At 37.3% G+C, this 11588-nt stretch carries 13 protein-coding genes; 2 read left to right on the top strand and 11 right to left on the bottom strand.

Annotation, left to right across the window (positions count from 1 at the left end; translation table 11 throughout):
- Window positions 1-38 precede the first annotated feature (38 nt).
- Window positions 39-839 (bottom strand): pyrroline-5-carboxylate reductase, encoded by an 801-nt coding sequence (gene proC / locus ABE34_RS15315; protein ID WP_197143373.1) that lies wholly within the window; start codon window positions 837-839, stop codon window positions 39-41.
- Window positions 840-1598: 759 nt separating this feature from the next.
- Here proC and cyoE point away from each other — a divergent pair.
- On the top strand, window positions 1599-2549 hold the full coding sequence (cyoE, locus tag ABE34_RS15310) for a heme o synthase (RefSeq protein ID WP_197143372.1): 951 nt from the start codon (window positions 1599-1601) through the stop codon (window positions 2547-2549).
- Window positions 2550-2583: 34 nt separating this feature from the next.
- Here cyoE and ABE34_RS15305 read toward each other — a convergent pair whose 3' ends face one another.
- The 6 genes from ABE34_RS15305 to ABE34_RS15280 all read right to left on the bottom strand — a co-directional run bounded on the left by ABE34_RS15305 (window position 2584) and on the right by ABE34_RS15280 (window position 8053).
- Window positions 2584-3312, bottom strand: coding sequence for a metallophosphoesterase (locus ABE34_RS15305; protein ID WP_197143371.1), 729 nt, complete (start codon window positions 3310-3312; stop codon window positions 2584-2586).
- Between the two features lie 468 nt (window positions 3313-3780).
- A complete protein-coding gene (locus ABE34_RS15300; protein WP_197143370.1) occupies window positions 3781-4230 on the bottom strand; it encodes a helix-turn-helix transcriptional regulator in 450 nt (149 codons plus the stop codon).
- 170 nt (window positions 4231-4400) lie between these two features.
- Complete coding sequence (locus ABE34_RS15295) at window positions 4401-4805, bottom strand: hypothetical protein (RefSeq protein WP_197143369.1); 405 nt, start codon at window positions 4803-4805, stop codon at window positions 4401-4403.
- Window positions 4806-4972: 167 nt separating this feature from the next.
- On the bottom strand, window positions 4973-6301 hold the full coding sequence (locus tag ABE34_RS15290; protein ID WP_197143368.1) for a hemolysin family protein: 1329 nt from the start codon (window positions 6299-6301) through the stop codon (window positions 4973-4975).
- A gap of 32 nt (window positions 6302-6333) precedes the next feature.
- Window positions 6334-6717: a MerR family transcriptional regulator gene (locus ABE34_RS15285; protein ID WP_197143427.1), complete on the bottom strand. Its 384-nt coding sequence runs from the start codon at window positions 6715-6717 to the stop codon at window positions 6334-6336.
- Window positions 6718-7567: 850 nt separating this feature from the next.
- Window positions 7568-8053, bottom strand: coding sequence for a hypothetical protein (locus ABE34_RS15280; protein WP_206700650.1), 486 nt, complete (start codon window positions 8051-8053; stop codon window positions 7568-7570).
- A gap of 198 nt (window positions 8054-8251) precedes the next feature.
- On the opposite strand from ABE34_RS15280, the gene ABE34_RS25465 reads away from it, so the two are divergent.
- The gene (locus ABE34_RS25465) at window positions 8252-8380 is read left to right on the top strand and encodes a hypothetical protein (RefSeq protein ID WP_276207774.1); all 129 of its coding nucleotides are present in this window, start codon (window positions 8252-8254) and stop codon (window positions 8378-8380) included.
- A 407-nt stretch (window positions 8381-8787) separates the two neighbouring features.
- Here the strand turns inward: ABE34_RS25465 and ABE34_RS15275 are convergent, their stop codons facing one another.
- From ABE34_RS15275 to ABE34_RS15260, 4 genes are all read right to left on the bottom strand, one after another.
- Window positions 8788-9360 carry a 5' nucleotidase, NT5C type gene (locus ABE34_RS15275; protein WP_197143366.1) on the bottom strand — a complete coding sequence of 191 codons (573 nt, stop codon included), beginning with the start codon at window positions 9358-9360 and terminating at the stop codon, window positions 8788-8790.
- Between the two features lie 12 nt (window positions 9361-9372).
- Window positions 9373-10479, bottom strand: coding sequence for a flavodoxin-dependent (E)-4-hydroxy-3-methylbut-2-enyl-diphosphate synthase (gene ispG, locus ABE34_RS15270; protein ID WP_197143365.1), 1107 nt, complete (start codon window positions 10477-10479; stop codon window positions 9373-9375).
- 95 nt (window positions 10480-10574) lie between these two features.
- Entirely contained in the window at window positions 10575-10919 is a 345-nt protein-coding gene (locus tag ABE34_RS15265) for a hypothetical protein (protein ID WP_197143364.1), read from the bottom strand.
- Window positions 10920-10971: 52 nt separating this feature from the next.
- Window positions 10972-11490, bottom strand: coding sequence for a DUF1189 family protein (locus ABE34_RS15260; RefSeq protein WP_197143363.1), 519 nt, complete (start codon window positions 11488-11490; stop codon window positions 10972-10974).
- Window positions 11491-11588: the final 98 nt, after the last annotated feature.

Below are 11588 nucleotides of genomic sequence, written 5' to 3'. Positions count from 1 at the left end.
TCTCGGTTTCGTTTTATTTTTAGTGTAGTAATCAAGTGTTATTTTGATAAGCTTCGATCTTTGTCAGTCACGGCCGTTACTGCATCGTGAATCGTTGTTTCAAAATGATTGCTTTGTAATGAAGATACACCTTGGATAGTTGTCCCACCTGGAGAGCATACTTGATCTACAAGTGCCCAAGGATGTTCTTGTGATTGTAAAATCATTTTTGCACTGCCGAGTACTGCATTTGCTGCAATATCAAGCGCCATGTCTTTTGGCATCCCTTCACGTACAGCAGCACGTGCTAAAGCGTCAATATACATGTAGGTGAATGCTGGTGAAGCACCACCAATCGTTGTAAATATAGAAAATAAGTTTTCAGGCACCTCGATAATTGTGCCAACTGTTTTAAATAGGGAATTGACAAGCTGAAGCTGCACATCTGATACTTGTTCACTCGCTGTAAAGCAGCTTGTAGAGGCACCAATAAGCGCATTAATATTTGGCATTACACGAACAATAGGGGTAACTTCAGATAGGTAACCTTGTAAATATGTTATATTTTTACCAGCAGCGATGGAAACAATTACGTGGTTATCTTGTAAATGTTTTTTCACCTCTGGTAAAACATCTGGTAACATTTGGGGTTTGACACCAAGGATAATAACGTCACATTTTGACATAATATCTTCAATAGAGCTTGCGGCTTGAATACCGTAAGAGGTTGTTAATTTTGTTGTTTTTGCTTTGGTACGATTATAGCCATAAATAAAAGTAGGATCAAAATCACCGCTTTTACACATTCCTTTAATAATAGCTGTAGTCATATTTCCAAGGCCGATAAATCCGTATTTCACGTGTTAGACACTCCTTCATATAAATCAATTATGCCTCGGCATAATTGCGTCCAGAATCGGCTTTGTGCTTTTGTGCTTGCACAAAGAACTCCTTTCCGATTCCGTGACATCCGCCGGAGGCTTTAACTTCTTTCAGCAGGTGTCCAAACACCTGCTGAAAGAAGTTAAAACATACACCTTAGTATAGAGTAGATTGTTTTCCTTGAATAGTAATATGCTAAGAATCAAGTCAATTAGGTTCAAATTCATGTCAGTCGGTGGTATCATAGAAGATGCTGTGAATGAACGTATATCTCTATGTGAAAATGTAAAGAGTAAAGAAAATCATGTACTTTATGTGAACATTGAGACAGACTTTATCTAAAAGAGGTAGAATAATATTTTGATATGTTTACTTTTTTCAGCACATATTTTTCGTAACGAAAGTAATGGCAGTTACAAGTGTTTTAGGTAACGAAAGTGTAACGGCAGTTACAAATGTTTTAGGTAATAAAAGCAAAGTACCTACTAAAAATCTACTACCTCTATAGAGGGTGAGATGAATGTGGTTTAAGTTACTTTGCGAAGGGTGTCTAGGCACCCGATGGAATAGGGGAACTTAGGCTACGAACTTCAGATCCTTTGAAATTGCCTAAGTGACCTAACAACAATTGGCATAAAGCCTCTGGAGCAATTAGGCCGAGGTATAATTGTTTTAATAATTTGTCGCTTTCTAATGGTAAAGCGTGAGAAATTAAGAGAGAAAAGGAATTAAGATGAATGGAACAAAATCTAAAAACGGAGCCTAAACTACAGTCTTCCAAGAAGTCAGTGGAGAAGTCCACACGCTCTACTATTTTAGCGCAGACAGTGAAAACGGGAATCATTAAATCCAATTTAATTCCTATGTGGGCTGGATTAACGCTTGGTATGTACAAAAATAAAATGACTTTTGTAGAAAATATACCTGAAATTATTTTCGCGACAATTGGCTCTGCACTTGTTATTGGTGCCGCTGGAGCATTTAATAATGTGTATGATCGCGACATCGATGCTGTAATGCCTCGTACGCAAAGTCGACCAACTGTAACAGGTGAAATGTCCGCTAAATCAGCGTTAATTTTAGCTTTTGCCATGCTCATTATCGGGACAGCTGTGTTGGCACTTGCTTCACCTCTAGCTGCAGCATTTGGTCTCTTAGGGGTGTTTTTATATGTAGTACCTTATACAATGTGGACAAAGCGACGTACGATTTATAACACGGAAGTTGGGAGTATAGGAGGGGCGATTCCACCTTTTATTGGTTGGGCTGCTGTTTCTACTGATATTACACACCCGGCGATACTTGGCCTATTTTTCGTTCTGGTCATTTGGCAAATGCCACATTTCTATGCCATCGCTATTCGTAAGCACGCTGATTACGAAGCGGCGAAAGTTCCAATGCTTCCAGTTGCAAAAGGGATGCGCCGTACTTATTATCAAACGAACTTTTATTTAATTTTATTGATTTTATCAAGCTTCTTATTTGGCACTTTAAGTGTTGGCATTATGCTTGTTGCACTATTGCTAAGTATTGCATGGCTTGTTATGAGTATCTACGGTTATCACAGTAATAAAGATCAAACAAAGTGGGCAACAAAAATGTTTGTTTTCTCACTTATTCATATGACAATTTTATTTACAACAGTTATTGTCTACTCTTTAGTAGGTGTTATTTTTAAATTATATTAAAGCTTTCATTTAGCAGAAAAGCCAACAGGTTAATCTAACTTGTTGGCTTTTCCTTTTCCACCGAGATTATTTGACGACTTGGCCATTCTAATGCATGTAACTGCCCGCCAAAAACAGCTCCACCATCAATACCAATTATATTATTTTCACCAAAGTAGACACTGTAATCTGTTGGATTTTGGTGAAGTTTATAAGTAGGTGTATGGCCAAAGATTACAGTTTTCCTCCCTTCATAACCTGCATGAAATTCTTCACGGATCCATAAAAACTCCATAGGATCTGTTTCTGCCATAGCTACTCCAGGTACAACACCGCCATGTACAAAAATGGCATCCTCTAATTCGATGTAAATATCAAAGGTTTCGATAAGTTGTAAATGTTCTTCGATCTTTGGTAAAGTTTGAATAAAGCTAGGTAATGTATCGTTTTCAATGGCTTCCTTAAAATCGTCTAATTGATAGCCGTAGCTTGCAAGTGTTGCATCGCCACCGCAAAGTCCAACCCAATGATTCCACGGCTTAGGGTGACCAGAGCGACAAGCTTTAAGCATGATGGCTTCATGATTTCCTAATAGAACACGTGCACCTTTTGTCTGTAATTCCGCCACTAAGTTTAAAACCCCACAAGATGCTGGTCCTCGGTCAATATAGTCGCCAAGTAAAAATAACTGATCTTGCAAAGTATTATAATTAGCTTTCAATAATAATTCCTCAAAAAGTTCTAATTCCCCATGTATATCACTAATTGCTAGTATTCGATCCATAAAAGAGCATCCTTTCCAGTATTAGAGAAGCTACTATTAAGTATAGAGAGTGGTATTGTAAAATTCTACTAATGTAACTTTTAATCAGAAGATTGATCGTAAAGATATCACTGTAAACGATTGTTTTCTAGTTACCTTTTATCATATGACGAAGTGAATTCATTATCTTAATCATTTGTCTATCTAGTTGGAAAATAGCGAGAGGAGAGTATGGCTATAGTCGGTTTAAATTTTTTTGTGAAAAATATAGTGTATTAATTTTGTATGAAAAGCGTGAGAGGTGAGGGAAAGGCTAGTAAAGAAAGTAATCCAACAAATGCAAAAGGAACATACAAATGAAGAAAATGAGCGAATGGAGAAGGCTGTAGCGCATGAATAGCAGCAACTACACTTGTACTTGCAAACTTTTTATACTCCTCGCGCATAACGTAGGAGTATTTGGTACGTATGCGCGAGTACAGTATTTAATTATTCTTGAAGATTTTCCCATGCTTGCTTAGCTATTGACTCGTCAAACGTTGAAAGTAGTCGATAGTTGTCTGTATTTAAAATTCGAAAATGCTGACTAATGACATTTTGTTGTAGGCAATAGCCATTATACTCGCTAAGATTTTTCCACCATATGTATCCTCCCATTGTTTTTTCCTTGGGTTCTAAGGTTCCGTTATTAGCGATTAAATCGACAACTTCAAGTGGATCTCCGCCAAGCTCATGCTGTAAAATCGTGCTATCTCGGCATAATGCACAAACCGCAATCGTTGTAGTCCAGCCAGTTTGAATACGGCCTTTTTCAATTTGAACAAGTGTTTTTTTAGAAAGTCCAAGTAAATCGCTCATCTGATCTTGTGTTAAATCTTTTTCGGTCCGGATTAATTTCAGTTTTTCTGAAATAAGTGTGATTAATTGTTCACGATTCAAATCCAAAACACCCTTTCTTTCAGATAGTTAATACTATTATACATGAAAGTAGTAAGAGATGTTTTGTTTCCATGGTGACTGTGATAAAAATTAGCGTTACCTAATTAACAATTGAAATATAAAAAAACAGACTGTCCCATCATCGATGCATTGGACAGCCTGTTAGGTGTTTAAATCTCGTATTTTTTCGTGTCAGAAATAACACGGAAATGGATACCTTTAATTTGAGCACTTACTTTATGACGTAATGTATCAATATCTACTAACTCATCATTATCATTGACACATTCTGCAATCTCTTGTAATAGCTTCGTAAATGCCTCTTTGAAGAGTAAACGCATATTATCAAAATCTAGGCTACGGAAGTTACCGTCAATATCAAATGCCTCAACAGAATTTAATTGCTTTGAAGCACCAGCAAAACGATCATCATACACCGTGTAGTTTTCATCCGTTACTACGATAATATATAATACTTCACCTGTAATTGTTTTTAATTCAATATTCGTTTTGTGTTTTTTGACGTCGGTAATAATATGAATACCGTCCGAATGATATAGTTTAAACAATTTCATATGTAATGCCCCCTGAAAATAGAATCATATCCATATATTTATTATATATGGATATGCCTAATAATGGTATGAGACAAAAGTATTTGGAAAAACTAGAATAGCCCTGGTGAATGTTAATTCTATAGCTAAATTTGTTATAAACTATCAATAATATCGTATTATCCGTATTACGCTTCTAATACGGTAGGCAAAATATTGCGAAGGGGACGAACCTCAATGTAATGAATACGATGACCTTGCTGCTCATATATGCTAAATATATATGGGGTTAGCTCAATGTTTTTAGTTGCTTTAATGCCATTATTCACTGTTAAAAACCAACCGCCCAATGTTTCGACTTCTTCTGCTTCAAGCGTTACTTTTAATAGTTTTTCAACATCTTCAATAAGCATTTTTGCATTTAATATATAGTGATTGTCATTTACTTTTCGGATTTCTGCAATTTCATCATCGTCGAATTCATCGCGAATCTCACCTACAATTTCTTCTAAAATATCTTCGACTGTTACAAGCCCAGATGTCCCACCATATTCATCCATTAAAATGGCCATATGAATGCGCTCTTTTTGCATACGCACAAGTAACTCCTGAATAGGGATCGTTTCAATTACTCGTATAACAGGATTAATGAAATCTTCAAGGATTAATGAATCGTCTGTAAGTTGCTCCAGCAAACCGTGTGTAAACAATTCCTTGGCATTGATGAATCCTAAAATATTATCACGATCACCATCATAAATAGGATAACGAGTATATTTTTCAGCTGCGATGAAATGAATCATATTTGTAAAAGATTCATTTTTTTCAATTCCAGCAATTTCTGTTCGAGGAACCATAATTTCACGAGCGATACGCTCATCAAATTCAAAGACATTATTCACAAATTTTAGCTCTGTTTTATTGATTTCACCATTTTTAAAGCTTTCAGATAGTAGTAATCGTATTTCTTCCTCTGTATGTGATAGCTCGTGCTCAGAGGCAGGCTTCATACCAAATATACCAACTAATACTCGTGCTGAGCCGTTCAAAAACCAAATAAAGGGATACATCATTTTATAAAATATCATAATAGGTTTGGCAAAATGAAGTGTAATCGTTTCAGCCTTTTGAATGGCAGCAGTTTTTGGTGCCAACTCCCCGACAACTACGTGTAAAAATGTTGCAATGGCAAAGGCACTACCGATTGTAAAAATTGTCATATATTTATCTGAAATACCAACCAAATCAAAAAGAGGATGTAGTATAAATTCAAAGGTTTTTTCACCGACCATCCCGATACCAAGTGCCGTTACAGTTATACCAAGCTGACAGGCAGATAAGTACTCGTCTAAATGATTGACAACATACTTTGCAGAAATGGCTTTTTTATTGCCCTCTGCAATTAATTGATCGAGCCTTGAGGCACGTACTTTGACAATGGCAAACTCTGTTGCCACGAAAAACCCAGTTAAAGCTAATAAAATGGTAAAAATCGATAAGTTGAGTATGGTCTCCAAATAGTCGTTCTGTATGAACAGAACGTCACCTCCTAATTATGAATAAGTAAAAGTAAAGATTGCATGAGTGCAATACTTTCGGGGGAAACATTTTTTTTAATCTTTTCGATATCTTTATTGTCTTGTTTGTTTATTTGTTCAAGTAGAGTAGTTACATCCTGCTCTAAGTCCTGCATTTTTACACGTAGCATCTGTACATCGATTTCTTCGTGCGGAGTGATGTTTAGTTCATGTTGGATTTCTATGAGTGAAAGACCTTGCTGTTTGCGTTGTTCAATATAGTGAAGTCGTTCAATCATTGTATGGGTATAGTAACGATAATTGGATGCAGAACGTTCAGCTTTTAATAAGCCGATGTTTGTATAATAATCGATTGTTCTTTTTGTAATGCCAGTTTTTTCTGCAAGCTCGCCAATTTTTAATTTCTCTGTCCCAATATAAACACCTCCAAACCATCACGTGATACTTTATTATAACTTGCTCGTATCGTCGTTTTCAAATAGAAGAACCTAATATTTCTAAATTGTAAGATTTTTTATAGGGAGGATTATTAATATAATGAACATAAAAAAACTTTTCTAACGACTAAATGTTAGAAAAGTTATATGTTCTTGAAAAACTAAACAAAATACAGTTCTTCAGCAGTGCAAGGTGAGGGGGGATTTCCGTTCCGACCGGGCGTTTTGTGCTGACGCTTCGCTTTCGCTCCAGAAAACATTTGTTGTTGCTGTCGCTACGCTTTCGCACAGAGCAAAGCTTCCTGGGGGCGTCGGGGAAACAGGATGTTGGTCACGAAGGCGTTATCACAGGACGTGATGCTTTTAGCCTTCGTTCCTCTATATCGCTGATCCCTAAGGAGTCGCCTGGTCGAAACGGAAATTAATTACTTTTACACAACATGTATCTTCAGCCAAGTTATAGTTAAATGAAACAGATAAGTTGTTTTTGTGCGAAAAAGCAGCGACAGTAGATGTATAGTCTCTTCATGCATAAAATTTATAAAAGCTCTAGGCTATTGTTGATTGGAGTGGAAGGCTACTCGACTCCCGTGGGAAAGCGAGACAGACGAGACCCTGAGGCCAACATGATGTTGGTCACGAAGGCATTGTCACAGGACGTGACGCATTTAGCCTTCGTTCCTTTAGCGGAGGAAGCGGCTCGTCGCTCGCCCACAGGAAAGCGAGTAGCCTGGAACGGAAATCACCCCCTCGTTTTGCAGAAGAGCCATTCTACATATAAATTTTTATAATAGAAAAGCTACGGAGTTTATTTTTGTAAATATGTATCATATAGGTGTTGAAGTGCATCTTCACCAGCCATTTCTACAATTGTTTTGTCATTGAAAATAAGTGTTACATTTGTGCTAGCGCTATCAATTTTATCGTTCTTAAAAGTGCACGTAACCTTTACTACACCTGTTTCTGCTAGTTGTTTTTTCATCGCATCATCCCATGGTTGCTCAGAAAATAGTGGTGCTAACCATGTGCCTCTCACATGAAGCTCACTTTTTTCAGCGTCATAATCCCAGCGCACGTCACGTAAAATAGTTTTAAATAGGTCATTTACTGTAAAGGTTGTATCTTTATAGTCAATGGCAATTGCTCGTATAGCATGTACATCACGACCAACTGCACTGGCTGCAGTTTCGGCTGCTGAATTGATGCCTGAAACCGCTTCTTTAATATCAGATAATCGATCACTACAGCCAGCTAGCAGCGCGCAAAGACATGTTATACAAGTTACCTTTGTCATCCATCTCACATGTAGTCCCTCCAGTATTGCAAGTTGATACTACTATAGTAACGAAAAGAAAACTATGAAAAAAGGGCATGAAAGCAGGAGATTGTGACGGTTTTGCAACGATGCAACCTCCACTAGAATGAGCGAGAAATTGGAAGTTTGAATATCTGAAAATTCGGTGAATAAATCAACGAAAGGGAGCGGTTTGTGATGAAGATTAATGATGAATTACTTGAGAGATTAGGAACTTATTTCGTGTACCATGCTGTTTATGAAAATTATGGCATTACCTTTGAAAATTTTGTAGAGCGTTGGTTACGGGGGATACTTGTAATATAAAAGAAAGAAGAGTCGTGTTCAATGCAAGAACACGACCCTTTTAACTTATTTCAGAAGAGGTTTACCACTTCAATAGTGGTTGAGTTGAATGCGGTTATTCGTTGCTTTTCAAACATCCACTGAAATAGAGGAACTCAGTCTAAGAACGCCACGTCCTGTGGCAACGACTGAGTGACCAACTTCGTGTTGGCCCAAAGCCTCCGGCGGATGTCACGGAAATCGGAAAGGAGTGCTTAAAGGATGTTAGCCTAAAATCATCGCATCCATGCGATAACGGCTAACTGACCTGCATCGGTAAAAACGCCACGTCCTGTGGCATAACCGAAATGACCGACATCGTGTCGGCCCTCGTGCAGACCTAAGCACAAAGCCGATTCCGGACGCAATTATGCCGAGGCATAATTGATTTATTTAAAATAGTTTGTAATAAATTGGTTTGCTTCTTGCCAGTTATAAACGCGTACGACATTGTCCGGAACAGCAAGGCGGTTATATGGAGTGTCAAATAATACGACAGGTATTTTTAATTCCTCCGCAAGCATAACCGCATTATCATGCTTATCCTCAAAAAATGCCTCAACCCCATAGTTTTTCGCTGCGGAAATCTTATCGTGACTGCCAATCAGCTCGATATGGTCGTATGGAATAGACTGTGATTTAAACCAATTTACCGTAACATCTGATACATTCTCACCACGAGCAGAAATGTAATAAAGTTCGTAGTTTTCTTTCCATGTGTTTAAAATATCTTTTGCATCTTTAGCTGCTTCAGATACTTCGTACATAAATGGCTCATTTTCTTTAAACCATGTATTAAATGCTACACGATCAACGGGATGAGGAAATGCTGATAAAAAATCATATTCGCACACATCGTCAAGCGTAATGTTAACATTATATTGTTTATTGATATGTGGGATGAGTGTACTAGGACATGTTACTGTTCCATCGATATCAATCCCAAAGCGGGGCTTTTTCATGCTAGCACCTCCTTAGGCGTTCGCTTCTTCAGCTGCGCGTTTTTCTGCCATTTCAGCAGCTAATTTATCGATTTCTTTTTTCAACTCTTCTACCATTGTTTCTTCAGGCACTTTACGAACTGTTTTACCCTTCATAAATAGTAAACCTTCGCCACGAGCACCAGCAATACCGATGTCGGCTTCACGTGCTTCACCAGGACCGTTTACCGCACAACCAAGCACAGCTACTTTTAACGGTACATTAAGTTTAGAAATATATTCTTCTACTTCATTGGCAATTGAAATTAAATCAATTTCGATACGACCACATGTTGGGCAAGAAATAAGGGTTGCCATATTAGAAGCAAGACCAAATGATTTTAATAGCTCACGTGCTACTTTTACTTCTTCAACAGGGTCTGCAGATAGTGAAATACGTAATGTATTACCAATACCCTTTGATAAAATTGCACCAAGGCCAGCTGCTGATTTTACTGTACCAGCAAATAATGTACCTGATTCAGTAATACCTAAGTGTAGAGGGTAATCAAAAGCTTTAGCTGCTTTTTCATAGGCTTCAATTGCTAGATTTACATCTGATGCCTTCATAGATACGATAATGTCGTAGAAGTCCAAGTCTTCCAAAATTTTAATATGGTGAAGTGCAGATTCTACCATACCGTCTGCTGTAGGGTAACCGTATTTTTCTAAAATATGACGTTCTAATGAACCAGCGTTTACCCCAATACGGATAGGAATACCTTTTGCTTTTGCTGCATTAACAACAGCCTCTACTTTTTCCTTACGCCCAATATTACCTGGGTTAATACGAACTTTATCGATACCATTTTCAATTGCTTTTAATGCTAATTTATAGTCAAAGTGAATATCAGCTACTAATGGAATATTGATACGTTTTTTAATATCTGCAATCGCATCAGCTGCACGCTCATCTGGTACTGCGACACGAACGATTTGACAACCTGCTTCCTCAAGACGAAGAATTTCAGCTACTGTTGCTTCGACATCATGTGTTTTTGTTGTACACATACTTTGAATGAATAATTCATTACTACCACCTATTGTTAAGTTACCGACACGTACGGGACGTGTATTTGTACGGTGACAAATTTCACTCATTAACTTTCTCTCCTTTTCGGGCCATACTTTCGACCGTCACTGACATTTATTTTAGCAGTGTAAGAAAATAAGGACAAGGAAGAAACGCTAACTTTTCATTTTCCGCATTTATTTTCAAATTCAAATGATAGCGGAAGTTTAATTTTTTCACCAGGAACAGGAGCCTGTAATTGTAAGTGTGGATTCAATTTATAAAAAAGCTGTAAACGTTCAGGAAAGGTCATAGGTACTTTTGCAGGATGAAGTGCAAACAAACTGTGAATGCTATCGCCTTGAATAGTCTGTACAGTGATATAATTTGGCTCTTGCTCCTTCTCACACAGGGCGTTTTCTGTTTTTTTCTGAGAAAAGGCAGCAAGTTGTAATGATCCTTCTGTTAAATCTACTTTTATAACAAAAGCAAAAATAATAATGATAGCGGTTAACACAAAAGCACGCAAAAAATCCCCTCCCTTTCTACACTATATTTAGAAGAGAGGGGAATCATGCACATTATTTTGTAATTGGTTGTTTTGGATATTTTGTAATGGCTACAATAAGTAGAGTTACTGTTAAAAGTACAGAAAAAGCAGAGATAATCGTACTGTTAAACGGTAGATAATCTGATAGCATACTTAGTAGAGTTGCCCACGTCATGGCAAATGTTGTCGTACGCCAAATGTGACGGTATTCTCCGCGACGTTTCATGACGTTCAAAATCAGCAGACCAGCCAAGGCGTAGAGAGAAATTTGTGCAAAAATAAGCATCGTTGTAAAAACAAAAAGCATGATGAATGTCACGGGATACAAAACCCATTTAACACCTTCTATGTATTCAGTTATTCCATTTAAACTATTCATATCAAATGTATCAACAGACATACCAGCCGTAAAACGACCAAAAGAGTAAACTGTAACAACAGTAATCAGCAGAAAAGTATATTGAATGACTTTCCCGATAGGTAATAAACGATAGGCAGCAAGTTTTTTTGGATGAATTAAGCTGTCGATAAATAGTTGTGAGTGTTTCATAAACATATCTCCTCCAATCGCTATTTTACCATGTTCAACTTTGACAAGATATAAAATAGAAATAATAACAGAGAGTACGATATTGAAATGGTTCATCA

Origin of the sequence: Lysinibacillus sphaericus, assembly GCF_015844675.1 — a bacterium.
Taxonomy (GTDB): domain Bacteria; phylum Bacillota; class Bacilli; order Bacillales_A; family Planococcaceae; genus Lysinibacillus; species Lysinibacillus sphaericus_E.
Note: the sequence above shows the minus strand (reverse complement) of the source record. Positions and strands in the feature narration are given on the sequence as shown.